Origin of the sequence: Microbacterium sp. SD291 (assembly GCF_017355365.1) — a bacterium.
Taxonomy (GTDB): Bacteria; Actinomycetota; Actinomycetes; order Actinomycetales; family Microbacteriaceae; genus Microbacterium.
Genome location: NZ_JADIJR010000039.1, coordinates 1 through 22,914 on the forward strand (window position 1 = coordinate 1; position 22,914 = coordinate 22,914).

Annotated in this window: 25 protein-coding genes and 1 pseudogene; 20 read left to right on the plus strand and 6 right to left on the minus strand. The window is 69.4% G+C overall.

What is annotated here, in order from left to right:
• The 6 genes and pseudogenes from IPV10_RS15265 to IPV10_RS15290 form a co-directional block, all read left to right on the plus strand.
• Positions 1 to 447, plus strand: a pseudogene (locus IPV10_RS15265) (hypothetical protein); the annotation flags it as partial.
• Between the two features lie 79 nt (positions 448 to 526).
• Positions 527 to 700, plus strand: a complete 174-nt coding sequence (locus tag IPV10_RS15270) for a CsbD family protein (protein ID WP_207485236.1) — start codon at positions 527 to 529, stop codon at positions 698 to 700.
• A 57-nt stretch (positions 701 to 757) separates the two neighbouring features.
• Entirely contained in the window at positions 758 to 1,024 is a 267-nt protein-coding gene (locus IPV10_RS15275; protein WP_207485238.1) for a GlsB/YeaQ/YmgE family stress response membrane protein, read from the plus strand.
• A gap of 110 nt (positions 1,025 to 1,134) precedes the next feature.
• Positions 1,135 to 1,701 (plus strand): RNA polymerase sigma factor, encoded by a 567-nt coding sequence (locus tag IPV10_RS15280; protein ID WP_207485240.1) that lies wholly within the window; start codon positions 1,135 to 1,137, stop codon positions 1,699 to 1,701.
• Positions 1,698 to 2,324, plus strand: a complete 627-nt coding sequence (locus IPV10_RS15285; protein WP_207485242.1) for an Asp23/Gls24 family envelope stress response protein — start codon at positions 1,698 to 1,700, stop codon at positions 2,322 to 2,324. The genes IPV10_RS15280 and IPV10_RS15285 overlap by 4 nt, the downstream gene beginning before the upstream one ends.
• Positions 2,321 to 2,665 carry a hypothetical protein gene (locus IPV10_RS15290; RefSeq protein WP_207485244.1) on the plus strand — a complete coding sequence of 115 codons (345 nt, stop codon included), beginning with the start codon at positions 2,321 to 2,323 and terminating at the stop codon, positions 2,663 to 2,665. The genes IPV10_RS15285 and IPV10_RS15290 overlap by 4 nt, the downstream gene beginning before the upstream one ends.
• Before the next feature lie 184 nt (positions 2,666 to 2,849).
• Here IPV10_RS15290 and IPV10_RS15295 read toward each other — a convergent pair whose 3' ends face one another.
• Positions 2,850 to 3,911 carry a LacI family DNA-binding transcriptional regulator gene (locus IPV10_RS15295; RefSeq protein ID WP_207485246.1) on the minus strand — a complete coding sequence of 354 codons (1,062 nt, stop codon included), beginning with the start codon at positions 3,909 to 3,911 and terminating at the stop codon, positions 2,850 to 2,852.
• 185 nt (positions 3,912 to 4,096) lie between these two features.
• Here IPV10_RS15295 and IPV10_RS15300 point away from each other — a divergent pair, with 185 nt between their 5' ends.
• From IPV10_RS15300 to IPV10_RS15320, 5 genes are all read left to right on the plus strand, one after another.
• On the plus strand, positions 4,097 to 4,960 hold the full coding sequence (locus tag IPV10_RS15300; protein WP_207485248.1) for an ABC transporter substrate-binding protein: 864 nt from the start codon (positions 4,097 to 4,099) through the stop codon (positions 4,958 to 4,960).
• Positions 4,961 to 5,022: 62 nt separating this feature from the next.
• Positions 5,023 to 5,811, plus strand: a complete 789-nt coding sequence (locus tag IPV10_RS15305; protein ID WP_207485250.1) for an amino acid ABC transporter permease — start codon at positions 5,023 to 5,025, stop codon at positions 5,809 to 5,811.
• Positions 5,808 to 6,578, plus strand: a complete 771-nt coding sequence (locus tag IPV10_RS15310; protein WP_207485252.1) for an amino acid ABC transporter ATP-binding protein — start codon at positions 5,808 to 5,810, stop codon at positions 6,576 to 6,578. The genes IPV10_RS15305 and IPV10_RS15310 overlap by 4 nt, the downstream gene beginning before the upstream one ends.
• Positions 6,578 to 7,678, plus strand: a complete 1,101-nt coding sequence (locus tag IPV10_RS15315; RefSeq protein ID WP_207485254.1) for a Gfo/Idh/MocA family oxidoreductase — start codon at positions 6,578 to 6,580, stop codon at positions 7,676 to 7,678. Before IPV10_RS15310 ends, IPV10_RS15315 begins: the two co-directional genes overlap by 1 nt.
• Complete coding sequence (locus IPV10_RS15320; protein WP_207485256.1) at positions 7,675 to 8,847, plus strand: FAD-binding oxidoreductase; 1,173 nt, start codon at positions 7,675 to 7,677, stop codon at positions 8,845 to 8,847. Before IPV10_RS15315 ends, IPV10_RS15320 begins: the two co-directional genes overlap by 4 nt.
• A gap of 227 nt (positions 8,848 to 9,074) precedes the next feature.
• Here IPV10_RS15320 and IPV10_RS15325 read toward each other — a convergent pair whose 3' ends face one another.
• The 4 genes from IPV10_RS15325 to IPV10_RS15340 are packed head-to-tail and all read right to left on the minus strand — an operon-like array spanning position 9,075 to position 13,033.
• Positions 9,075 to 9,908 carry a TIM barrel protein gene (locus tag IPV10_RS15325; RefSeq protein WP_307861156.1) on the minus strand — a complete coding sequence of 278 codons (834 nt, stop codon included), beginning with the start codon at positions 9,906 to 9,908 and terminating at the stop codon, positions 9,075 to 9,077.
• The gene (locus IPV10_RS15330) at positions 9,905 to 10,738 is read right to left on the minus strand and encodes a carbohydrate ABC transporter permease (protein ID WP_207485258.1); all 834 of its coding nucleotides are present in this window, start codon (positions 10,736 to 10,738) and stop codon (positions 9,905 to 9,907) included. Before IPV10_RS15330 ends, IPV10_RS15325 begins: the two co-directional genes overlap by 4 nt.
• Positions 10,738 to 11,748 (minus strand): sugar ABC transporter permease, encoded by a 1,011-nt coding sequence (locus tag IPV10_RS15335; RefSeq protein ID WP_307861157.1) that lies wholly within the window; start codon positions 11,746 to 11,748, stop codon positions 10,738 to 10,740. Before IPV10_RS15335 ends, IPV10_RS15330 begins: the two co-directional genes overlap by 1 nt.
• Entirely contained in the window at positions 11,717 to 13,033 is a 1,317-nt protein-coding gene (locus tag IPV10_RS15340) for an ABC transporter substrate-binding protein (RefSeq protein ID WP_207485260.1), read from the minus strand. The genes IPV10_RS15335 and IPV10_RS15340 overlap by 32 nt, the downstream gene beginning before the upstream one ends.
• A gap of 276 nt (positions 13,034 to 13,309) precedes the next feature.
• Between IPV10_RS15340 and IPV10_RS15345 the strand changes: the two genes are divergently transcribed.
• The 3 genes from IPV10_RS15345 to IPV10_RS15355 are packed head-to-tail and all read left to right on the plus strand — an operon-like array spanning position 13,310 to position 16,332.
• On the plus strand, positions 13,310 to 14,311 hold the full coding sequence (locus IPV10_RS15345) for an SIS domain-containing protein (protein ID WP_207485262.1): 1,002 nt from the start codon (positions 13,310 to 13,312) through the stop codon (positions 14,309 to 14,311).
• Between the two features lie 18 nt (positions 14,312 to 14,329).
• Positions 14,330 to 15,214: a PfkB family carbohydrate kinase gene (locus IPV10_RS15350; RefSeq protein ID WP_207485264.1), complete on the plus strand. Its 885-nt coding sequence runs from the start codon at positions 14,330 to 14,332 to the stop codon at positions 15,212 to 15,214.
• Between the two features lie 23 nt (positions 15,215 to 15,237).
• On the plus strand, positions 15,238 to 16,332 hold the full coding sequence (locus tag IPV10_RS15355; RefSeq protein ID WP_307861158.1) for a LacI family DNA-binding transcriptional regulator: 1,095 nt from the start codon (positions 15,238 to 15,240) through the stop codon (positions 16,330 to 16,332).
• 180 nt (positions 16,333 to 16,512) lie between these two features.
• On the opposite strand, the gene IPV10_RS15360 is transcribed toward IPV10_RS15355, so the two are convergent.
• Positions 16,513 to 17,358, minus strand: a complete 846-nt coding sequence (locus IPV10_RS15360) for an SDR family oxidoreductase (protein WP_207485268.1) — start codon at positions 17,356 to 17,358, stop codon at positions 16,513 to 16,515.
• Between the two features lie 94 nt (positions 17,359 to 17,452).
• Here IPV10_RS15360 and IPV10_RS15365 point away from each other — a divergent pair, with 94 nt between their 5' ends.
• The 6 genes from IPV10_RS15365 (at position 17,453) to IPV10_RS15390 (ending at position 22,848) form a co-directional block, all read left to right on the plus strand.
• Entirely contained in the window at positions 17,453 to 17,854 is a 402-nt protein-coding gene (locus IPV10_RS15365) for a helix-turn-helix domain-containing protein (protein ID WP_207485270.1), read from the plus strand.
• A gap of 69 nt (positions 17,855 to 17,923) precedes the next feature.
• Positions 17,924 to 19,462 carry an APC family permease gene (locus IPV10_RS15370; protein ID WP_207485272.1) on the plus strand — a complete coding sequence of 513 codons (1,539 nt, stop codon included), beginning with the start codon at positions 17,924 to 17,926 and terminating at the stop codon, positions 19,460 to 19,462.
• Positions 19,463 to 19,464: 2 nt separating this feature from the next.
• A complete protein-coding gene (rraA, locus tag IPV10_RS15375; protein WP_207485274.1) occupies positions 19,465 to 19,932 on the plus strand; it encodes a ribonuclease E activity regulator RraA in 468 nt (155 codons plus the stop codon).
• Positions 19,933 to 19,986: 54 nt separating this feature from the next.
• The gene (gene truA, locus IPV10_RS15380; protein WP_207485276.1) at positions 19,987 to 20,835 is read left to right on the plus strand and encodes a tRNA pseudouridine(38-40) synthase TruA; all 849 of its coding nucleotides are present in this window, start codon (positions 19,987 to 19,989) and stop codon (positions 20,833 to 20,835) included.
• Positions 20,832 to 22,166, plus strand: a complete 1,335-nt coding sequence (locus IPV10_RS15385) for a hypothetical protein (protein ID WP_207485279.1) — start codon at positions 20,832 to 20,834, stop codon at positions 22,164 to 22,166. The genes truA and IPV10_RS15385 overlap by 4 nt, the downstream gene beginning before the upstream one ends.
• Positions 22,167 to 22,179: 13 nt before the next feature.
• Positions 22,180 to 22,848, plus strand: a complete 669-nt coding sequence (locus tag IPV10_RS15390) for an endonuclease/exonuclease/phosphatase family protein (protein WP_207485281.1) — start codon at positions 22,180 to 22,182, stop codon at positions 22,846 to 22,848.
• The last annotated feature ends 66 nt before the right edge of the window (positions 22,849 to 22,914 follow it).

A 22,914-nucleotide genomic window follows, 5' to 3' on the forward strand; every position in this document is an offset into this window, starting at 1 on the left:
CAGCCGCTGTCCCTCCGTGTCGGCGACGTCACGATTCCCGGCATCCTGGTCGCGGCATCCGCAGCTGCACTGCTGCTCACCGTCCTGCTGCTGTTCTTCCTGTTCTCGCGTGCGGGGTCGAAGGCGAAGAATGTGCTGCGCGTCGAGACCGACGGGGGTCGCACGACCGTCGACAGGAACGTCGCCGACGCCGTGCTCACCGCCCCGCTCGCCGCGCGGCCGGACGTGATCTCGGCGCGCAGCGCCGTGCACACGGTGAGACGAGCGCCGGCTGTCGAGCTCGTGGTCACCGTGCGCCGGGGAGCGTCGCTGGCCGGCGTGCTGGCCGCGGCCGAATCGGCGGTGCGCGACTGGGATGCCCTGCTGGGCGTGCGGACTCCGGTCATGGTGCACCTGGCCGATCGCGGCTGGCGGGACTCGCTGCGCTCGCGCAGAAGGGTGCGCTGACCGCACCTGCCGCTCCGGATGCGGACGCAAAGAGAATTCGATCCCGGGAGCCGGGGTCGAACTGAGAAAAGGAGACGCCATGGGCGCCGAAGACAGGATCAGGGCCGCAGCCGAGAAGGTCGTGGGCAAGGCCAAGGAGGCGATCGGGCACGTCGGGAACGACGACAAGCTCGTCGCCGAGGGCAAGGCGGAGCAGACCAAGGGAAACCTCAGGGGCACCGGCGAGAACATCAAGGACATCTTCAAGAAGTGACGGACACGCGGGGCTCCGCCGGAGCCTCGTCTCGAGAATCATCGAAAGGACACAACAATGGGCTTCTTCGGATTCCTTCTGCTCGGACTGATCGCGGGCGCGATCGCCAAACTCATCCTCCCCGGCAAGCAGAGCGGCGGGTGGTTCGTGACCCTGCTGCTCGGCGTGGTCGGCGCGATCCTCGGCGGCTGGCTGGGAGGCCTCCTCTTCAACGTCAGCCTCGACTCGTTCTTCTCGCTCTCGACGTGGGCTCTCGCGATCGGCGGCTCGCTCATCGTGTTGCTGATCTACGGACTGATCGTCGGCCGACGCTCGAAGGCGTGAGGAAGCCGACAGGACTCGGCGCGGATACCGCGTCGATGGGGGAAGCTGTGGGGGAGCGGCGGGGACTCCGCTCCCCCACAGCGGGGAACACGGGATCACGGGGGCTGCGAATGGACCGCGAGCGCTCATGGAGCGCGCTGGATGCCGCGGATGACGGGATCATCGCGGGCCGTGCGATGGACGGCGACGTCGCCGCGTTCGCGGTGCTCGTGCGCCGGTACACGCCGCTGATGCGCGCGTATACACAGCGGATGCTCAACGCGTCGGCCGAGGTCGACGACATCGTGCAGGAGTCGTTCGTCACCGCCTGGCAGCGGCTGCCCGAGCTGGACGATCCGGCGAAGGTCAAGAGCTGGCTGATGCGGATCGTGAGCAATAAGGCGGTCGACCGGCTGCGCGCATTGCGGCCGACCGCCGATATCGACGAGTTCGAGAGGCCGGCGCCCGCACATGCGTCGCCGTCGCGCGTCGTCGAGGCCAGGGCTGAGGTGGAGGCCCTCGGTGCCGCACTTCGGGAGCTGCCCGACGCGCAGCGCGAATGCTGGGTCCTCCGGGAGATCGGCGGGTACTCGTACGACGAGATCGCCGAGGAACTCGGCATCCCGGTCACCACGGCGCGAGGCCTCCTGGCCCGAGCCCGGAAGTACATCATCGTACGGATGGAGGAGTGGCGATGACCGACGACCACGAGCTGCATCGGCTCGGCCTGGAGCGGGCGGATCTCGACGGGCACACCATCGAGGAGCTCGCCGACTATCTTGACGCAGGGCGAAGCCCCGCAGACGCCTCCATCGACGGCTCCGCAGGCTGCCAGCTGGCTCTCGATGCGCTGGAGAGGCTGCACGGACTGACGGGAAGACTGATCGCGGCGGATGCCGCCGCACAGGGGGCCGTCGACGAGAGCTGGGTCGATCGCGTTCTGAGCGGGATCGCGCTGGATGCGCGCGCCGGTCGCCGCATCCCGTTCGCGTCCGACCCGGACGAGGACCTCGCGATCACGGAGGGGGCCGTCCGGGGACTCATCCGCGGGGCGGAGAATGCACTGCCGGGCGTGCTGGTCGGCAGATGCCGGCTCGACGGAGATGTCACGCTCCCCGGCGAGCCCATCCGGATCGGCCTGGACGCCAGCGTCCCCTACGGCGAGCCGATCACGCGCCTCGCGGAGCGACTGCGCGCAGAAGTGGATGACAGGCTGCGCACCCACACCGAGCTGAACGTCGTCGAGATCGACATCATGGTGCGCGACATCCGGGCGCCTTGGTCCGGGGGCCACACGCAGGGTCAGGAGGGGGCGGAATGACGGCGAACGAGCATCCGGCATTGGCAGCGGAGATCGATTCCGCACTGCGGGCGACCCCCGGGGTGCGGAGCCTGTACCGCTCCGGCTCTCTGGTGTCGAACCTGGTGGGCCGCGGAGCTGCGGCGCTCGGCCTGCAGGACGCGGCCGAGCCGTTCGTCAGGCTCTCCTGGAGCGGAGACGAGGTCGCCGTCGAGGCGTCGGTGGCGATCGATGCCGGCACGGGTGCCGCGGCGACCCTGCGCAGCGCGAGCTCCGCGGTCGCCGCAGTGTGCGCGTCGGCGGGCGTGGTGTGCAGCATCCGCCTCACCGTCGTCCACATCCAGGAGGGCGTGGTGCGCTGAGGGTTCGCGGCGCCGGGCTCGCCCGGCGTCGTGGACGATTCCGGGCGCAGTTGGTGCCGTCGCGGCCGGCCGATCTTGGGTTCCAGGTGCAGTTGGTGCCGCCGATTTCGCGAACGGGCGGCACGAACTGCACCCGAAATGAACGGGGGCGGCACGAACTGCGCCCGGAATGGCGACCGACGCGTCAGCGCACGGGCGCGACGGACCCGCGCTCGACGAGGCGCTGTTCGAGGACCGTCGTCGACGGAGGCCGAGCGTCGCCGGCGATGCGCCGCAGCAGCAGGCGCGTCGCCTGGGCGCCGATCTCGTGGATGGGCTGCTCTACCACCGTGATCCCCGGCGTGGTGAGACTCATCCAATCGGCATCGTCGAAGCCGACCAGCGAGAGCTGATCCGGGATGGACACGCCGCGCTCCTGCGCGGCGCGGAACGCCGCCAGCGCGATCAGGCTGTCCGAGGCGATGATCGCCGTCACCGGATCGGCGCCTTCCAAGAGCCGCGCGGCGAGAACGTCGACGCCGTCCCGACGTGCGTTCAGATGAACGAGCGCCTCGGGTCGAGGGATGCCGGCCGCAGCAAGCGTCTCCACGAACCCCAGCACGCGGTCGGCCACCGCCGAGGACGACAGCACGTCGCCGGAGCGGAACTCGCCCTCATGTGCGAGCGTCGAGATGAAGGCGATGCGGCGGTGGCCGGCGCGCAGCAGCAGCTCGGTCAGCCGGCGGGCACCCGAGCGGTTGTCGGTGATGACGGCATCCGCCTCGACGCCCGGCACGGTGCGGTCGAACAGCACGAGAGGACGGCGCGCATCGAGCACCGCCTGCAGGTTCCCGGGGGCGAGCGAGGATGCCGGCGCGATCAGCAGGCCGTCGACCTGCTTCGCCAGCTGTACCGCGACGGCTTTCGCCTCGGTCGACAGCTCCTCGTCCGAGTTCGACAGGATCAGGTCGTATCCGGCCTCCGCAGCGACATCGGCGGCTCCCCGCGTCGCCTTGGCGAAGAACGGGTTCTCGATGTCGCCGATGATGATGCCGAGCGTGTGCGACCTTCCGGTGCTCATGGTGCGGGCGAGGGCGTTGGGCCGGTAGCCCAGCTCGTCCGCCGCCTTCTGCACGCGATCGCGCACGGCATCGCTCACCGCGCCGTAGTCGCCGAGCGCCCTCGCGGCCGTGGCCTTCGAGACCTTGGCGATGCGGGCGACGTCGCTGACGGTCGCTTCCCGACGAGTGGTTCCCGTCTCGCTCATGTCACCTCCCTCGGTGTCGGTGCGGGGATCGCAGATCTCGAACCTATCGGTTGACTTCACCGCCCAGAGGCGTGTACTGTCCGATGAAACGAATTGAGACCGGTCTCAATGTAGCATGTTGAGACCGGTCTCACCACAGCTCCACCCGGACCCCCATTTGCATCCGCAGTTCAGAGAGGAACACCATGAGCATCCGCTCCACCCTCCGCCGCACGGCCATCGCCGCTGTGGCGGCCACCGCGGCGATCGCCCTCGTCGCCTGCTCGCCCGCAGCATCCGACGCCGGCGACGACGCGTCCACCGAGAACCCGTACGGCCTGATCACGCCCGGCGAGATCCGCGTGGCCAGCCTCGGCGACTCCAAGCCATACACGTTCACCGACGAGTCTGGCGAGTTCACCGGCTTCGACGTCGAGCTGTTCACCGACGTCGCGAACCGCATTGGCATCGAGAAGGTGGTCTTCACCGGCCAGGACTTCTCCGGCCTGCTCGCCGCCGTCGCCAACGGTCAGTTCGACGTGGGCGTCGCCGCGATCGGCATCACCGAGGAGCGCAAGGAGACGGTCGACTTCTCCGACGGCTACCTCGCCGGGTACCTCACCGTGATGGCGAGCCCCGACAGCGACATCTCCGACGAGGACAGCCTCGCCGGCAAGCGCCTCGGCGTCGTGCAGGGCACCCTGCAGGAGGCCTACGCCGTGAAGAACTTCACCGACACCGAGCTGGTGCGCTTCCCGGACAACAACTCGGCGATCTCGGCCGTGAACAGCGGCTCGGTCGACGCGCACTTCCTCGACTACGAGGCCGCCAAGGAGTACGCCGCGCAGTACGGCCTCGAGAACGCGATCGACATCCCGTCGTTCGACGCTCCGGCCGGCTTCGCGATCGCACAGGGCAAGGACGAGTTCAAGGAGGCCCTGAACGAGGCCCTGCACGAGGCCATGGAGGACGGCACCTGGAAGGAGCTGTACGAGAAGTGGTTCCCTGGCTCCCCGATGCCCGACCAGTACCTGCCCAGCGACGAGCAGGGCGAGGGCGAAGGCGAGTAATCGCCTCGTCGGTGCGGGGCCGCAGTCGACGCTGAGGCCCCGCACCCCGAACAGGAGATCCCATGGACTGGCTCGACAAGCTCATCAAGACGTTCCTCGATTTCGAGGCGATGTGGAAGGTTCTTCCGCAGCTGCTCGGCACCGGGCTGGTGAACACCCTGATCATCTCGGTGGCAGCCACGGTGCTGGGCATCGTGATCGGCATGATCCTCGCGGTCATGGGCGTCGCCCGCACCCCGTGGTTGCGGATCCCGGCGCGTGTCTACACCGACATCTTCCGCGGGCTGCCCGCGATCCTGACCATCCTGCTGATCGGACAGGGCTTCGCCGCGATCAGCCGGCAGGTCTTCGGCCCGTCGCCGTACCCGCTCGGCATCCTGGCCCTGAGCCTGATCGCGGGCGCCTACATCGGCGAGATCTTCCGCGCCGGCATCCAGAGCGTCGAACGGGGCCAGCTCGAGGCGTGCCGCGCGCTCGGCATGACGTACGGCTCCGCCATGCGCCTGGTGGTCGTGCCGCAGGGCATCCGCCGGGTTCTGCCCGCGCTGGTGAACCAGTTCATCGCGATCGTGAAGGACTCCTCGCTGGTGTACTTCCTCGGCCTGCTGGTCTCCGAGCGCGAGCTGTTCCGCGTCGGCCAGGACGCCGCGGTGCTCACCGGCAACCTGTCGCCGCTGGTGATGGCCGGCGTCTTCTATCTGGCGATCACCGTGCCGCTGACGCACCTGGTCAACTACTTCGACAACCGGTTCCGCACCGGACGGCGCAAGCCCGCCCCGCCCAAGAGCGGCCTCGAAGAGGTCGCCGAGCAGTCACTCAGCCCGGTCTACACCCGTGGAGAGAACACATGACCTACACCTCGCCCCAGCCCGTCACCGAGGGCCGCTTCTACGAGGGGTCTCGCCTCCAGATCGAGGATCTCGCCATGGCGTACGGCGACATCGACGTCATCAACGGCGTCTCGATCACCGTCGAGCCCGGCACCACGACGTGCATCATCGGCCCTTCCGGATCCGGCAAGTCGACGCTGCTGCGCGGCGTGAACCGCCTGCACGAGCCGAAGGCCGGGCGGGTGCGGCTCGCCGACGACGACGCGCTCACTCTGAAGCCCGACGTGCTGCGTCGTAGAGTCGGCCTCGTCTTCCAGCATTTCAACCTCTTCCCGGACCACACCGCCCTGCAGAATGTGGCGCTCGCGCTGCGCAACGTGAAGCGGATGCCGAAGGGCGAGGCCGAGCGCATCGCCCTGGCCCGGCTCACCGAGGTCGGCCTGGCCGAGCGCGCGGACCATCGTCCCCGCGACCTCTCCGGCGGTCAGCAGCAGCGTGTCGCGATCGCCAGGGCGCTCGCGATGGAGCCCGAGGTCATGCTCTTCGATGAGGCCACCAGCGCACTCGATCCCGAGCTCGTCAAGGGCGTCCTGAACCTCATGGCCGAGCTCGCGCAGCGCGGCATGACGATGCTCGTCGTCACGCACGAGATGGGCTTCGCCCGCAAGGTCGCCGACCAGGTCGTGTTCATGGACGAGGGCCGCGTGGTCGAGGCGGGCACCCCCGACGAGATCTTCGACAACCCGCAGAGCGACCGGCTCCGGCTGTTCCTCTCCGAGGTGCTGTGATGACGGATGCCGGGACGACGGATGCCGCGGCGCGGCCGATCCGCGCGGCCGTGGTCGGCTTCGGCGTCTCCGGCCGAGTGTTCCACAGCCCGTTCCTCGCGGCCGATCCCGCGTACTCGCTCGACGTGATCGTCACCGGCGACCCGGAGCGGGCGGCCGCGGCCGCGAAGCGGTACCCGGCGGCATCCGTCGTCGGCTCCGTCGACGAGATGATCGCGCAGGCCGACCGTCTCGACCTCGTCGTGATCGGCACCCCGCCGGCCACGCACGCGGACATCGCGATCGCCGCGCTGGACGCCGGCCTCGACGTCGTCGTCGACAAGCCGTTCACGGTGACCTCGGCCGAGGGTCGCGCGCTGATCGCACACGCCGAGCAGCTCGGCCGCCGGCTCACCGTGTTCCAGAACCGGCGCTGGGACGGCGACTTCCGCACCGTCCGCGACCTCCTCGAGACCGGGCGCCTCGGTGCCGTGCGCCGCTTCGAGTCCCGCTTCGAGTGGTACAAGCCCGACGTGCGGGCCAGCTGGAAGGCCGAGGCCGCGGCCGCGCAGGGAGGCGGCATCCTGTTCGACCTCGGCACCCACCTGATCGACCAGGCCGTGCGGCTGTTCGGCCCGATCGCCGAGGCCCGCGCGGAACTCGCCGTGAACCGGCCCGGCGGGGTCGCCGACGACGACGCGTTCGTCGCACTGCGGCACGAGTCCGGCACGATCTCCCACCTGTGGATGAACTCGCTCGCCGCCCAGTTCGGCCCGCGATTCCACGTGCTGGGCTCGGAGAGCGGCTACACCTCCTACGGCCTCGACGGGCAGGAGGCCGCGCTCGCCGCCGGCGCCTCGCCCGCGGACGACGACTACGGCGTCACCCCGGCCGAGCGCTGGGGCGTGTTCGGCGTCGAGGGGTCGCTCGCACCGCTCCCCAGCCTCCGCGGCGACTACGGCGTGTTCTACCGCGCCCTCGCCGACAGCATCCGCAGCGGCGCCCCGCTGCCCGTCGACCCGGCCGACGCCGTCGCGGTGCTCGAGCTCATCGAGCGCCTGCATGCCGAGACGCCGCTGCGCCGACCAGAACCCACCGCTATCAATGAAGGACAACGATGAGCAACACGCAGCCACTTCACGTCGCCGTCATCGGCGCAGGCATCCTCGGCACTTCGACCGCCGCGCACCTCGCCAGGGCCGGGGCGCGGGTGACCCTGGTCACGTCGGGAAAGCCCGCCGACGGGGCGTCCGGACGCTCGATCGCGTGGCTGAACTCCTCTGGCGCGCGCTCGACCGAGTACCGGTATCTGCGTCTGATCGGCATCGACCGCTACCGCACGTGGCGGGAGCGTCACCCGGAGAGCGCGAGCTACCTGCGCTTCGACGGCGCGCTGAAGTGGGGCGGTGAGGACGAGAGCTTCAGCGACACCTTCGCGTACGAGCGGGAGGGCGGGTACGACTCCGTCTGGCTCTCACGCGAGCAGGTGGCGTCGCTGACTCCGGATGTCGCCGCCGAGGCCGTCGCCGAGGAGGGCGCGATCTACAACAGGGGAGAGGGCTGGGTGAACCTGCCCGACCTGATCGCCGCGCTCCTGGCTGAGGCCACAGCCTCCGGCACCGATCTCATCGAGGACGCCGGAGACGTGCGCGTCGACGTGCAGGACGGCACCGCCGTCGGGGTCGTCCTCGGCGACGGCACACGTCTCGCTGCCGACCGCGTCGTGCTCGCGACCGGCGGTCACGTCCCGGCCCAGCTCGCGGCTCTCGGCGTCGAGGTGCCCGATGCCACGCCTGCGGCCTTCGTCGTGATCACCGAGCCCGTCGAGCCGCGCGTGCGCACCGTGCTGAACACGCCTCGCGTGGCCGTGCGGCCGATGCCCGACGGCCGGCTCGTGCTCGACGCGGACTGGGCCGAGAAGTCGATCATCGTCGAGTCCGACGGGTCGCTCACCGTGCCCGAGGAGTCGGTCCGCGGTCTGCTCGAGGAGGGCTCGCGAGTGCTCGCCGGGCATCCCGTGCTGACCGCCTCGCGGGTCGCCGCTGGGCTGAAGCCCATCCCCGGCGACGGCGAGCCCGTCGTCGGCGCGGTCTCCGCGATCGACGGGCTGTACATGCTGTTCACGCATTCCGGTGCGACCCTCGGCCTGATCCTCGGCGAGCTCGTCGCCGAGGAGATCCTGACCGGGAAGCCCTCGCCGGTGCTCGACGCGTTCCGTCTCGACCGGTTCGACGCGGATGCCGAGCTCGGTGAGGTAGGCATCGGCGCCTGGGCTCCGGTGACCCAGTAGCCCGGGCCGCCCGGCATCCTGTTCCGGTCGCACTTCGGAACGGGGTTCCGGTCGCACTTCGGCACGGTTTTCGCGCGCGTGACTGCGCCCAATTGCGACCGGAACGTCGAGTTGGGCTCCGCCGCGGGGTTCCGGTCGCACTTCGACACGGTGTCGGCGTGCGGCGACTGTGCCGAAGTGCGACCGGAGCGGGAGGCGCCGCGGGAGGGCGCCTTGGAAGGCGACGCTCAGGCGGTGGCGATCGCCGCGAGTGAGCGCTCCAGCGCCGGCCGCGGGTCGAGAGCGTAGCTTCCGTCGCCGAACAGCTCGACAGTCGCGAGCCCCGCGTAGCCGTGCCGCGCGAGCGCGGCGACGATCTCGCCGAGCGGCAGCGTGCCGTCGCCCCACGTGAGGTGCCCGGTGGGGGAGCCATCGATCAGATGCACGTGCCGCACGCGGTCGCCGAGCGCCACGAAGTAGGCGTCGACCGAGTCGCCGGCCGCGCACGCCGCGACCGTGTCGAGCGCGACGCCGAGGTTCGGGGCTGCGATCTCGTCGAGCATCCGGGCGGCGTCATCCGCCGTGTTCACGAGGTTCGACTCGACGCGCTGCAGCGGCTCCAGCACGCAGGAGAGCCCCAGATCGGCGGCGTACGCGGCGATCCCGCCCACGGCATCCACCGCCCGGTTCCAACCGGCCGAGCGCGGTTCGCCCTCACCGCCGCGCCCCGAGGTGAGGAACAGCATTCCGGCGCCCAGTGCGACGGCGAGCTCGGCGGCTCGCCGGAACATCGACAGGCTCTCGGCGCGCAGCCGCGCATCCGGCGAGGCCACGTTGACCGGGTAGGCCACCTGCTCCGGCGTGAAGCACGCGATCATCAGACCCCGGTCGGCGGCCAGGCGACGGATGCCGCGGGCCTCGGCATCCGTCATCCACGGCACGTGCGCGTGCGGGGCGATGCCCCACAGTTCCACGCTCGTCCGGCCCAGCGCCGCCATGTCGTCGAAGCACTTCTCCAGGGGCAGGTGCTGGTACGAGAAGTTCGAGCCGGTCACCCGGTCGATCAGCGGTGTCGCGCTCACTTGCCCATGCCCTCCGCGAGTCCCTTGACGAAATGCCTCTGGCTGACGAAGAACAGCACGATCACGGGCAGGGCCGCGACGACCATGCCGGCGAACACGACCGGATAGTCGGTGCCGTGCTTGCTCATCAGGCTGGTGAGCCCGACCGGCAGAGTCTGGATCGTGGTGCCGCTCGTGAACACCATCGCGAACAGGTATTCGTTCCAGGCGAACAGCACGTGCAGCAGGATCGTCGAGATGATGATCGGCCTGCACATCGGCAGGATGATGAGCCAGAACGTCGTCCACTTGCTCGCGCCGTCGACCTCGGCGGCCTCGTCGACCTCACGTGGCAGGTCGATCATGTACGACCGGATCAGGAAGGTCGTGAAGGGGATCCGGAACGCCGTATAGAGGATCAGCAGCGCCCAGAAGGTGTTGTACAGGCCCATCGCCTGGAACATCCGGACCAGGGGCACGAGTGCGACGGCCGGGGCGAGCATCAGCCCGCCGAGGATGAGCCCCGAGATCGTCCGGCCGAACGGCATCCGCACCCTGGTCAAGCCGTACGCCGCCCAGGCGCTGATGAACACGGTCGTGATGGTCGAGGTGATCGTGACCAGGACGCTGGCGGTCAGGTAGTCGCTGACGCCGCGGTTCCAGGCGTCGACGTAGTTCTGCCAGCCGAACTGCAGGGGGAGCGCGAACGGGTTGCCGAACAGCTCGGCGTTGGTCTTGAAGCCGTTCAGCGTCATCCACAGCAGCGGGTAGAGCACGACCAGGACGAGGCCGAGCAGGAACGACCAGATGAAGACGCGGGCGATGACGCCGACGAAGCCGATGCGGTTCATCAGAACTCCACTCTTCTGCGACGGGTGTACCAGAGCTGGGCGAGGGCGATGATCATCGTCACGATGAACAGCACGGTCGCGATGGCGGCGGCGTAGCCGAAGTCGTTGCGGACGAACCCGCTGCGGTAGAGCCAGCTGGCGAGGACCTGCGTGGAGTTGTTCGGGCCGCCGGAGGTCATCACCATGACCTCGTTGAACACCTGGAACGCACCCGAGATGGTGATGATCATCATGAGACCGGTCATCTCCCGCACCAGCGGGATCGTGATGTGGAAGAAGCGGCCGAGAGCGCCGACGCCGTCGAGGCTCGCCGCCTCGTACAGCTCGGAGGGGATGCGCTGGATCGCCACGGCGAACAGCAGCGTGCAGTAGCCGAAGCCCTGCCATTGGCTCATGGCGATGATCGAGACCATCGCGGTGGACTCCTGGCCGAGCCAGGGCTGGGCGAGATCGCCGAGCCCGATCGCGCCGAGCGCGTGGTTCAGCAGGCCGAGCTTCGGCTCGTAGATGAAGTAGAACAGCAGTCCCGCGACGGTCAGCGAGATCGCGGACGGGATGAAGTAGATCGCCCGCAGGGCCTTCCGCCAGCGCGAGCTGCGCAGGCTCTCGATCATGGCGGCGAGGATCAGGGCCCCGCCGACCTGGAAGACGATCGACAGCGCCGCATACAGCACGTTGTTCCCGAGGGCGGACCAGAAGATCGGGTCACCGAGCAGCTTCTCGTAGTTGGCCAGGCCCACGAACTCCTGCGTGCCGGTGTAGATGTCGGACTCCTGCGTGGAGAACGCGAAGTTCTGCACCAGCGGGAGGTAGACGAACACGCCCAGCACGACCAGAGCCGGGAGCACCCAGGCGAGTCCGGCGATGCGGCTCAGACGCGACCTGCTCCGGCGGGGCACCGGCCGGCGGCCTCCGGGCGTCGTGACGACGGCTTCGGTGACGGTCGGGGGCAGACGGTAGCCCGCCCCCGACCGCGCCTCACTTGGCGTCGTCGTTCGCTGCGCGAACACTCTCGAGCACTTCCTCGGGGGTGGCGCTGCCGCTGATCAGCGCCTCGCCGCCGGCGAGCCAGGCGTCGGCGACCTCGGGAACGGTGACGGTGTCGAGCCACACGACGAGCTGCGACGCCTCGTTGACCTTCGTGATGCCCTCGAAGACCGCCTTGCTCGACGTGTCTTCCGTGACAGCGCCGACCACTGCGCTCGGCTGGCCGTACGGCGGGGACGAGAGCGTCTGCGCCTGCTCGGTCGACGTGGCGAACTTCATGAAGTCGACGGCCAGGGCGGCCTGCGGCGACTTGGCGTTGATCAGGTATCCCTCGGGGGATCCCTCGATCGCGTCGGGGTCGCCGTCGGCGTCGGCTCCGGCGGGCAGCGGGAAGATGCCGAAGTCCTCGGCGGTCACCTTCGCGCCTTCGACGGTGATCGAGTCGAACTCGAGCACCTCCTGGTAGTACATCGCCGCGCGTCCGCCGGCGAGGGCCTCCTGCGCCGTCGTGTACAGGACGCCGTTGGTGCCCTTGCCGGAGTCGGTGCAGTTGTTCACGAGCTCGCTGAACTGCTCGAGCGACGTGACGTAGCCGGGGTCGTCCCACTTCGCAGTCTCCGGGTCGAAGTCGGCGTGCAGCACGTCGGACGGGACGTTGTGCGCGAACAGCTGCTGCAGGTAGTGCAGGGCCGGCCAGCCGTCCTTGTTGCCGAAGGCGATCGGCTCGTAGCCGGCGTCGCGCAGCGGTCCGCACGACTCGATGAGCTCCTCGAACGTCGTCGGCACCTCGATGCCGGCGGTCTGGAACGCGGCCTTGCTGTAGCCCATGAACTTGCCGTTGTTGTACAGCGGGATGCCGTAGTACTTGCCGTCGAACTCGAAGGCCGACAGTGAGCCCTCGCCGAACGTGTCGCCCCATTCGGTGCCGGGGGCGATCACGTCGGTGAGATCCGCCGCGATGCCGCCCCGGACGAAGTTCTGGGCCCAGTTGCCGGTCCAGGTGAAGAAGATGTCGGGGAGTGCCTGGGATGCCGTGAGCGTCTTGGTCTTGTCCTTGATGGACTGATCGGTCTCCTGGATGAGCTCGATCTTCACATCCGGGTGGAGCTCCTCGTACTCGGCCGCGATGTCCTCGAAGTACGCCTCGAGCGGGTCGCCTCCGAACTTGGTCAGGATGCTGAGCTCGCCCGAGTACTCGGGCTCTGCCGAGACGTCGGCTGCGGGAGCCGTCGGGGTGGCGCTGCAGCTCGCGAGGGTCAGCGCGGTCGCCGCGGCGGCCATGACTGCGAGGGTGCGTGGTGGGCGCATGTCTTGCCTCTCTTCGGGGCGATCGAGGCCGCCTTCGGGCGGCGACCGATCCGCCATTGGATTTCGGTGCCTGGTCAGCGAGTGTAGCCAAAACCTGATACCGGTACCAGCTTTATTTCCTGAGAATCTCGAAAAGGGGTCTATTTTGGTTAATTTCAGGCCAATATTGACCAATCAGTGAATCGTGTGCCAACATGACAGCCACCTGACACCGGTACCACACACTCATCGCGGAGCGCTTCACCGCTGCATCCGCTCTGGAAAGGAAACCTCTTGATGCTCGGCTTCGACGAATCCGCCTTCCGCGTGCAGACGGCCAGCGCCGTCGCGCTCCGTCCCCAGATCGAGCAGCTCGTCGACGAGCTGCTCGCCAAGGGCATCGACAACGTACTGCTGGTCGGCGCCGGCGGCACCTATGCCCAGGCCTGGCCGTACGAGCTGTTCGCCCGCGAGCGTTCCACGCTGCCGGTCCGTGCCGTCATCGCCGCCGAGCTCGTCGTCGCCGGCGACGCACTGCTCGGCAAGACCACCGCCGCCGTGTTCACGTCGGTCTCCGGCACCACGGAAGACGTCATCGCGGCGATCGACTTCGTGCGCGACGCCGGGGCGACCACCATCGCCTTCACGGGGCACGGCGACTCGCCGATCGCCCTCGGCGTCGACCACGCACTCGTCTCCGAGCCGAAGACCTGGCCGTTCGACATGCAGCTGCTCCTGCTGGTCGGTCGCCTGCTCGAGCGTCGCGGCGAGTTCGACGGCTACGCCTCCCTGGCGGACGAGCTCGTGAACCTGCCCGACGCGCTGGTCGCGGTCGCCGAGCAGGCGGAGCCGGCGGCAGCATCCTTCGCCGAGGCGCACAAGGACACCGACTACTACTTCCTGATCGGCGGCGGTCCGCTCTGGGGCTTCACCTACCTGTACTCGATGTGCATCCTCGAGGAGATGCAGTGGCTGCGCACCACCCGCGTGCACAGCGCCGAGTTCTTCCACGGCTCGCTCGAGCTGCTCGAGGAGGACACCGCGGTCCTCGTCTTCCAGGGCGAGGACCGCACCCGGCCGCTCACCGATCGGGCCGAGGCGTTCGCGAAGCGCGTGACGAGCGACGTCACGGTGTTCGACACCAGCGAGTACGCGCTCGAGGGCTTCAGCCCCGAGAACCGCGCGCTCATCGCCCCGATCGTGCTCGACACCGTCATGGGTCGCGTCAGCAAGCACCTCGAGCGCGTACGCGACCACTCGCTCGACCTGCGCCGCTACTACCGCGTCATGGCGTACTGAGCAGGGCAGGACCGGCGGATGCGAGTGCTCGGCTTCGGCGACAACATCATCGACCGCTTCCTCGACCGGGGGATCGACTACCCGGGCGGGAACGCCGTCAACGTCGCCGTCTACGCGCGCCGTCGCGGCGCGCACGCCGAGTATCTCGGCGTCTTCGGCGACGACGATGCGGGCGCGTTCCTGAGGGCGGCGATCGAGGACGCCGGCGTCGGCACGGCGCACAGCGTCGTCCGCAGGGGGGAGTCGGGGGTCTCCTCCCTGCGGGTCGTCGACGGCGACCGCACCTTCCTCGGCTGGAACGGCGGAGGCATCACGGTGCGCGAGCCGATCGACCTCGGCGACGGCAGGGAAGATTACGCGGCGATGTTCGACGTGGTGCATTCGAGCGTCTACTCCGGCGTCGAGGATCAGCTGCCGAGGCTGCGCGAGCACGACGTCCTGGTGAGCTTCGACCTCTCCAGCGAGCCCGCGTTCCGCACACCCGAGTACCTCGGGCGGGTGGCGCCGTTCGCCGATCTCGTGCTGCTGTCATGCGCGGAGCTCGACTTGGAGCAGTCGTTCGCGCTGCTCGACGAAGCGGTCCGGCATGGCGCCGGTCTCGCCCTGGGCACGCGCGGCGTCGACGGCGCTCTCGTCACCGACGGCCGGCTGCGTCTCACGGCGCCCGCCCGGCTGATCGATGATGAGGCGGAGATGGTCGACACGATGGGGTGCGGCGACGCGTTCGTCGCCGGCTTCCTGGTGTCGCTGCACGGCGACGGCTGGCGCCGCGATCGGCGGCCGGATGCAGCGGCGCTGCAGCGTGCTCTCGAGGCGGGTGCGGATGCCGCGCGCGACCAGTGCTTAGTCGAGGGAGCGTTCGGCCGGGGTCGGCCCACCCCGGCCGCGGCTAGCATGAGATGAGTCGATCGAAGGGGGCGAGGCGGGTGACGAACGAGCGTGCCGCTCCGCCCACGATCTCGGAGGTGGCGGCCGAGGCCGGAGTCGGACGGTCGACCGCCGCACGAACACTCGGCGGCTACGGCTACGTGAGCCCCGAGGTGCGCGAGCGCGTGCTCGCGGCGGCCGAGCGCATCGGCTACCGCACCAACGCCCTCGCTCGGAGCATGTCAACCGGGGTCACCCACACGATCGGCGTGATCGTGGCCGACATCGCGAACCCGTTCTTCGGCGGCGTCGTCCGCGGCATCTCCGATGCCTCGAGGACCCGCGGCTTCGACACGCTCGTGCTCAGCACCTACGAGAAGCTCGCGGAGGAGATCGCGGCCACGGACGTGCTCATCGACAAGCGCGTCGACGGCATGATCATCGCCTCGGCAGCCCTCGACCCGGCATCCGCAGACCACATCCTGCAGGCGCGGTCGCGCGGCATCCCGGTGATCCTCGTCGACCGTGTCGTGCGCGGGCTGCACCTCGACGCAGTGGTCATCGACAACCGCACCGCGTCTCGGGAGGCGGTCGCCCGGCTGATCGCCGCGGGGCACCGCCGGGTCGGCTTCGTCTGGGGCCCGCCTCTGGCGGAGCGGCCGTCCCGCCGCCGGGATTTCATCGACGTCGCGGCGAGGAACCTGTCGACCGACGGCGAACGTCTGCAGGGGTATCTCGACGCGCTCGACGACGAAGGCATCGCCTTCGACCCCGAGCTCGTCATGGTCGGGCCGAAGGACGAGGAGCGGGCTGAGGCCGAGGCCACCCGGATGCTCGGGCTGGCGGATGCTCCGACAGCGATGTTCTGCACCGAGACGGATGCCGTCACCGGAACGCTGCGGGCGATCCGCGCCGCGGGTCTGCACGTCGGGAGCGACGTGTCGCTGATCGGCTTCGACGACAGCTCGTGGGCGGCCGTCATGGAACCGCCGCTCACCATGATCGAGCAGCCGATGCTCGCTCTCGGCGAGCGGGCCGCCGAGGCGCTGCTCGAGATGATCGACGGCGGCGCCGACTCGGTGCGCGTGCACACGCTGGAGACCCGGCTCATCGAGCGGGCTTCGGTCCAGCCGCCGCCCGCCGCCCGCGCCTGAGGGGCCCGCGGGGTAGAGTTCCGGTCGCACTTCGGCATGGTGTTCGCCTGCGGGACTGTGCCCGACTGCGACCGGAATCGGGATGTGGCGGGCGGTGAGGCGTTCCGGTCGCAGTTCAGCAGGGTGTTCGCCCGCGGGACTGTGCCCAACTGCGACCGGAACCGGTATTGGAATCCGGGCTCAGGCGACGGCGCGCAGGCCCTCGACGAGCGGGGTCGTCGGGCGGCCGATGAGACGCGAGAGCGTGCCGTCCGTGTCGGCGAGCGCGCCGTCGCGGATGCCGGCATCCAGAGCCGCGACGAATCCTGCGGTGCCCTCGTCGAGGCCCGCCGCCTGCAGCGCCGCGAGCTGCTCGTCGAACGAGACGGGCACGTACGCGACCTCACGGCCGGAGACCTCGGCGATCGCGGATGCGAGGTCGTTGTAGTCCCAGGCGACGTCGCCGCCGAGCTCGTACACCTCACCGGCGTGGCCGTCTTCGAGCAGCACGACGGCCGCGGCATCCGCGAAGTCCTTGCGGCTGGCCGAGGCGACGCGTCCGTCGCCGACGCCGGCGGCCAGCACTCCGGTCTCGGCGGCGCGGGCGAGGTCCGCGGCGTAGTTCTCGGTGTACCAGTTGTTCCGGAGGATCACGGCGGGAAGGCCGGATGCCGCGATGAGCTCCTCCGTCGCCTTGTGCTCCGGTGCCAGGACCAGGTCGCTCGTCGTCGCCTTGGGGGCGCTGGTGTAGACGAACTTCTGCACGCCCGCGGCGACCGCGGCGTCGATGACCGCCTGGTGCTGCGCGGCGCGCTTGCCGACCTCGGAGCTGGAGATCAGGAGCACGGAGTCGACACCCTCGAGTGCCGCGGCGATCGTGGCGGGCTCCGTGTAGTCGAGACGAGCGGTGCGCACGCCCAGGTCTGACGCCTTCGCGACATCGCGTGCCCCGGCGACGATCGACTGGGGGTCGGCTCCGCGCTCGAGCAGGCTCTTGACGATGAGGCGGCCGAGCTGTCCGGTCGCTCCGGTGACGAGGATGGTCATGAGGTGTCCTTTCTTAGGTGACATCCGGCACAACAGCATCCGCACAGCACGCCATTCCAGAAGTCGGGTACCCACTTTGAAGTAAGGTACATACATGACGGTGAGTTTTGCGCAGATAAAGGCCTCGACCCCGATGGTGTTCGAGCCGGGGTGCAGCACGCGGGTCGTCCTCGATCACGTGATGAGCAAGTGGGGTGTGCTCGTGCTCTCCGCGCTGTCCGACGGCACACGCCGCTGGGGGGCGCTGCGCCGAGAGGTCGGCGGCATCAGCGAGAAGATGCTCGCGTCGACTCTGCGCACACTGGCCGACGACGGACTCGTGCACAGGGAGTCGTTCCCGTCGGTGCCCCCGCACGTCGAATACAGCCTCACGCCGCTCGGTCGCGATCTGATGGAGCGGATGCTGCCGCTGGTGGAGTGGGTCGCCGATCACTCCGACGCGATGCTCGGCAGAGACTCGGAGCCGGCAACTGAATCCGTCGAGAACCGCGCCTGACACGCACGGAATCCGTCGCCGATCCGGGTGATTTGACCAGGGAACCGTAGCGCCTCTACTGTTCACCTCATGTCGACGACGCCTATCCATCTCGAACGACCCGACGGCAAGGGCCTGGCCGCAGGCACCCTGGGGCTCTGGGGCTCCACGGTCATCGGGCTCGCCTCCACCGCGCCGGTGTACTCGCTGGTCGCGACGCTGGGATGGGTGGTGCTCGCCGTCGGAGGTCAGGCGCCGATCGCGTTCATCCTCGCGTTCATCCCGATGCTGCTGATCGCGTACGCCTATCGCGAGCTGAACAACGCGGTGCCGGACTGCGGCACCACCTTCACGTGGGCGACCAAGGCGTTCGGGCCCTGGGTCGGCTGGATGGGCGGCTGGGGAGTCGCCGTGGCCGGCATGGTCGTGCTCGCCAATCTCGCCCAGATCGCCTCGGTCTACTTCTGGAACCTGCTGGGCATCGAAGTCGAGAACAACGACCTCCGCGTCGTGCTCGTCGCCGTCCTGTTCATCGCCGCCATGACGTGGGTGAGCTGGCGTGGCGTCGAGATCGGCGAGCGGATCCAGAACGTGCTGCTCGGCATCCAGTACCTGGCACTGGCGATCTTCGTCGTCGCCGCGATCTGGCATTTCGCCGCCGGCACCGCGCCGAACCCGACGCCCTTCGACTGGGAGTGGCTGAACCCGTTCGCGTTCGAGAGCTGGTCCGGGTTCACCGAGGCGATCCTGCTCGCGCTGTTCATCTACTGGGGCTGGGACACCTGCCTCGCGCTCAACGAGGAGACCAAGGACCCGAAGCGCATCCCCGGCCGCGCGGCGCTGCTGACCACCGTCATCCTGCTCTTCACCTACGTGCTCGTCACGATCGCCGCGATGATGTACGCGGGCCTCGGCGACGACGCGACGGGCCTCGGGAACGAGGCGAACGCCGACGACTTCTTCCTCGCCATCAAGGACGGCCTGCTCGGACCGTTCGGCTGGGTGCTGGTCGTCTCGGTGATCCTGTCGTCGATCTCGTCCACGCAGACGACGATCCTGCCGACGGCCCGCGGCACCCTCGCGATGGGCGTGTACCGGGCGCTGCCGGCGAAATTCAAGGACGTGCACCCCGAGTACAAGACGCCGTCGTTCTCGACGATCGTGATGGGTGTGGTCGCCACCGGCTACTACGTCGGCATGACGCTCATCAGCGACAACATCCTGCAGGACTCGATCCTGTCGCTGGGTCTCGCGATCGCCTTCTACTACGCGATCACCGGCTTCGCGTGCGTCTGGTACTTCAGAGCCGAGCTCCGCAACTCCGTGCGCGACTTCGTCTTCAAGGGCCTGTTCCCGCTGATCGGCGCTGTCCTGCTGACCGGGGCGTTCGTGCAGTCGGCGATCGACATGTGGGACGTCGACTACGGCTACACGGTGCTGCTCGGCATCGGCGGCACGTTCGTGGTCGGCGTCGGGTCGCTCGCGTTCGGCGTAGTGCTCATGCTCGCCTGGTTCCTGTTCCCGAGGTCGAAGAGGTTCTTCCGCGGGGAGAGCCTGAACCGCCAGACTGAGGTGATGGTGCCCGAAGAGCCAGGGGAGTTCCCGCGCTCGATCGACGGAGGGATCTGAGGATGCCGGTAGCCACGGCCGACCTGTACGACGAGCTCGAGGAGAGCATCCAGTCGCTGCCGCTGCAGCTGCGCTCCTTCGGGCAGCGGAGGGCTTTCGACGGTCCGATCCGCACCGTGCGGTGCCTCGAGGACAACGCCCTGCTGAAGTCGGTGCTCGCGACGCCGGGCGAGGGCGCTGTGCTCGTGGTCGACGGCGGCGGCTCCCTCCACCGCGCCCTGATGGGCGACATGATCGCGGCATCCGCCGTCGAGAACGGGTGGGCCGGCGTCGTCATCAACGGCGCGATCCGCGACAGCGTCGCGATCGACGGCCTCGATCTCGGGGTGAAGGCGCTCGGCACGAATCCCCGCAAGAGCACGAAGCTCAGCACCGGCGAGGCCGATGTCCCCCTCGAGTTCGGGGGAGTGACGTTCCGGGTCGGGGCGCATCTGTACAGCGACGAAGACGGCATCCTGGTCGAGCGCTGAAGTCGGCCGCGAGGGCGTTCTGAGCCCGCGCTGCGCTTGTCCTAGGCTTTAGCCGTGCGCATCCGGCTCGACATCGCCTATGACGGGACCCACTTCCGCGGGTGGGCCAGGCAGCCCACCCTGCGCACCGTGCAGGGCACGCTCGAGGCCGCGCTCGCCCGCATCGTCGGGAGCGAGGTGCAGCTGGTCGTCGCGGGACGGACGGATGCCGGCGTCCACGCCGCAGGTCAGGTCGCGCACGTCGATCTCGATGCCGAGCAGTGGTCGCGCATCGAGACCAGGCACGGCCGCGCGGCGCAAGACGCCGCAGGATCGATCGCCTGGCGCATGCGCGGTGTGCTCGGCGCCTATCCGGATGTCACGGTGACCCGGTCGTCGATCGCGCCGGACGGCTTCGACGCGAGGTTCTCCGCGGTCTGGCGGCGGTACCGCTACCGGCTCGCCGACGACGGGGCCGGCTACGACCCGCTGCGCCGGCACGACACGACCACCATCCGCGGCACGCTCGACGAGAAGGCGATGGATGCCGCGGCCCGCACTCTCATCGGCCTCCACGATTTCGCGGCGTACTGCAAGCCGCGCGAGGGCGCCACGACGATCCGCACGCTGCTCGACTACCGGTGGACGCGCGACGACCTCGGGGTGCTGGTGGCCGAGGTGAAGGCCGACGCGTTCTGCCACAGCATGGTCCGCGCGCTCGTCGGCGCGTGCGCGGCGGTCGGGGAGGGGCGCCTCGACGTCGACGACGTGGTCACGCTGCGCGATGCCCTGGACAGGACGAGCGAGTTCAAGGTGCTCGCGGCGCGAGGGCTCAGCCTCACCGAGGTCGGCTACCCGGCCGACGACCTGCTCGCCATGCGCGCGACGCAGACGCGCGCTCGGCGCCAGGCCGGCGGAGAATGACTCGCGGCGCGGGGTCTCGTATCGTCGAGGTCTCCTCGCCGGCGCTCACGCTTGTGCGGGCGCTGGAGGCCGCAGGTGCCGGCGCCGCGATCGGCACGGGATTCACATTCCTGGGAGTGCTCGTGCTCGGGATCGTGGGGGAGGAGGCGCTTTCGGCGTACTATTCGACGCTCGACCTCGATCCGCTGTTCCGCTCGAGCATGGGGGCGTTGCTCGTGGTTGCGCTCGTGCTCGGCGCGATCGTGCCGTGGCTGTTCCTCGTCGACAGGTTCGTCGTGCTGGGTGTTGCGGAGCGGCAGGCTGCGACGCACGCGGCATCCGTCGGGGATCAGCCGGTGCCTGCGAAGACGTTCAGGACGTCGCTGTCGATCGTCCCGGGTACTGGGCTCGTGTCCGGCGGCATCGTGATCATGCTCACCGCGGGGCTCCTCGGCGCGGTCCTGCTCGGGATGATCGTGTTCGACGAGGAGATGCGCGAAGAGCCCTTCGTCTGGATCGCGTTCGTGGTGTTCGCCGCCATCACCGGAGCCGGAGCGGCGATGAAGGCTGCCGCCGCACGAGTGATCGCACGCACCGAGCCGCGCGTGCAGGCGGTGCGCCAGCGCTGGTCGCGCGCGCTGCGCGAGGCGGAGCGAGCGGATGCCGTGCAGCGCGACGCGGCGCCGCTCGGCGTGCTGCCGCGCGTGGTCACGGTTCCGTCGGCGCATGCGCTCGACCGGAGCGCGATCGTCGTCGCCATGGTGACGTTCGCCGCCATCGGCGTGTTCGTCGTGTCGGTGCTCCTGCGTCAGCAGTGCCGCAGCTGCGATCCGATCACCTGGATCGATCCGGTCGAGACCGGGATCGACGTACTCAGTCTCGCCAGCGGCGGCGCGCTGATGCTGTGCGCGATCGCCGGCGCGGCGATGTGGATCGCGAGTCTCCTGCTGCAGCGGGTCAGGGAGCGCTCGATGCGCGCCTGGGTCGCCGACGGCGCGCCTCGTCGCGTGGACGAGGACGCTCTGCGGCCGTTCCTGATCGACATGCGTGCGGCCGAGCGGTTCGCGCGCGCCCTGGGGGCTCTCGGAGCCGCCGCCCTCGTGTTCGGGACAGGCATCGACTGGAGCGGCTGGGGGGATGTCGACCCGCTGCCGGTGCAGGCCGCGGGTGCGGTGTCGATCGTCGCGGCGGTGCTGATCAGCATCCTGGATTCGCCTCGGGCGCGCAGCGAGCGGCAGGCGCTGCGCGATGCCGCGTTCCCCGGCGACATCGGACCGGCCGCACCTGCGCAGCCGGGGAAGGGGCGTGCCGCGCGGCGAGATCGTCGACGCGTGCGGAACCGAGGCGAGTAGCGTAGGACGGGTCATGAAGGTCATCTCCTACAACCTGCGCAAGCATCGGGCGGCCGGCGAACTCGTCGTGCTGCAGGCAGAGCATGATCCCGACATCCTGTGTCTGCAGGAATGCGACGTGCAGGAGCTTCCGCCGCGGGTCGGCGACCTGGTGCTGGCGCTCGCGACGCAGGGCAATCGGCTGGGACTGGCGGTCTACTACCGCGAGAGCGTCTTCCAGATGCAGGCGGTGAAGACGATCGGCTTGAAGAAGTCGCTGCACGATCGGCTGCTGAAGCCCGCGCACGAGCGCGTGCTCGGTGTGCGGCTGCGCGACATCGACCACGCGCGCGACATGATCGTCGCGTCCTTCCACGCCGCGCCGCTGACGGCGCTGAACTCGCTGCGGCGCCATCAGATCCGGGCGGCGCTGACCGAGCTGGAGAAGCTGGGCGAGGGGCTGCCGGTGCTGATGGTCGGGGACTACAACTACCCCGTGTTCAAGGAGAACCTCGGCCAGACCGTGCGCGACCACGGCTACACGCTCACTCTCAGCGACGACCACACGTATACGCGCTACCGGGTGTTCCGCGGGCACTACGACTTCGCGACATCCGTCGGCTTCGAGGTCGAGCGCGTCACGACCCTGCCGCAGGGCTCGAGCGACCATCGACCGATCCTGGTGACGTTCCGGCCGCACTGAGGGCGGTTGGGCCCGGGCGCTCCGGATCGGGCCACGTCGCGGGGCCGGCTCGAGGCCGCCCCGGAC

What these genes read in the sequence shown, in the direction of transcription:
- IPV10_RS15270 (WP_207485236.1), top strand. Translation starts at nt 527, where the DNA reads ATGGGCGCCGAAGACAGGATCAGGGCCGCAGCCGAGAAGGTCGTGGGC.
- IPV10_RS15275 (WP_207485238.1), top strand. Translation starts at nt 758, where the DNA reads ATGGGCTTCTTCGGATTCCTTCTGCTCGGACTGATCGCGGGCGCGATC.
- IPV10_RS15280 (WP_207485240.1), top strand. Translation starts at nt 1,135, where the DNA reads ATGGACCGCGAGCGCTCATGGAGCGCGCTGGATGCCGCGGATGACGGG.
- IPV10_RS15285 (WP_207485242.1), top strand. Translation starts at nt 1,698, where the DNA reads ATGACCGACGACCACGAGCTGCATCGGCTCGGCCTGGAGCGGGCGGAT.
- IPV10_RS15290 (WP_207485244.1), top strand. Translation starts at nt 2,321, where the DNA reads ATGACGGCGAACGAGCATCCGGCATTGGCAGCGGAGATCGATTCCGCA.
- IPV10_RS15295 (WP_207485246.1), bottom strand. Translation starts at nt 3,911, where the DNA reads ATGAGCGAGACGGGAACCACTCGTCGGGAAGCGACCGTCAGCGACGTC.
- IPV10_RS15300 (WP_207485248.1), top strand. Translation starts at nt 4,097, where the DNA reads ATGAGCATCCGCTCCACCCTCCGCCGCACGGCCATCGCCGCTGTGGCG.
- IPV10_RS15305 (WP_207485250.1), top strand. Translation starts at nt 5,023, where the DNA reads ATGGACTGGCTCGACAAGCTCATCAAGACGTTCCTCGATTTCGAGGCG.
- IPV10_RS15310 (WP_207485252.1), top strand. Translation starts at nt 5,808, where the DNA reads ATGACCTACACCTCGCCCCAGCCCGTCACCGAGGGCCGCTTCTACGAG.
- IPV10_RS15315 (WP_207485254.1), top strand. Translation starts at nt 6,578, where the DNA reads ATGACGGATGCCGGGACGACGGATGCCGCGGCGCGGCCGATCCGCGCG.
- IPV10_RS15320 (WP_207485256.1), top strand. Translation starts at nt 7,675, where the DNA reads ATGAGCAACACGCAGCCACTTCACGTCGCCGTCATCGGCGCAGGCATC.
- IPV10_RS15330 (WP_207485258.1), bottom strand. Translation starts at nt 10,738, where the DNA reads ATGAACCGCATCGGCTTCGTCGGCGTCATCGCCCGCGTCTTCATCTGG.
- IPV10_RS15340 (WP_207485260.1), bottom strand. Translation starts at nt 13,033, where the DNA reads ATGCGCCCACCACGCACCCTCGCAGTCATGGCCGCCGCGGCGACCGCG.
- IPV10_RS15345 (WP_207485262.1), top strand. Translation starts at nt 13,310, where the DNA reads ATGCTCGGCTTCGACGAATCCGCCTTCCGCGTGCAGACGGCCAGCGCC.
- IPV10_RS15350 (WP_207485264.1), top strand. Translation starts at nt 14,330, where the DNA reads ATGCGAGTGCTCGGCTTCGGCGACAACATCATCGACCGCTTCCTCGAC.
- IPV10_RS15360 (WP_207485268.1), bottom strand. Translation starts at nt 17,358, where the DNA reads ATGACCATCCTCGTCACCGGAGCGACCGGACAGCTCGGCCGCCTCATC.
- IPV10_RS15365 (WP_207485270.1), top strand. Translation starts at nt 17,453, where the DNA reads ATGACGGTGAGTTTTGCGCAGATAAAGGCCTCGACCCCGATGGTGTTC.
- IPV10_RS15370 (WP_207485272.1), top strand. Translation starts at nt 17,924, where the DNA reads ATGTCGACGACGCCTATCCATCTCGAACGACCCGACGGCAAGGGCCTG.
- rraA (WP_207485274.1), top strand. Translation starts at nt 19,465, where the DNA reads ATGCCGGTAGCCACGGCCGACCTGTACGACGAGCTCGAGGAGAGCATC.
- IPV10_RS15385 (WP_207485279.1), top strand. Translation starts at nt 20,832, where the DNA reads ATGACTCGCGGCGCGGGGTCTCGTATCGTCGAGGTCTCCTCGCCGGCG.
- IPV10_RS15390 (WP_207485281.1), top strand. Translation starts at nt 22,180, where the DNA reads ATGAAGGTCATCTCCTACAACCTGCGCAAGCATCGGGCGGCCGGCGAA.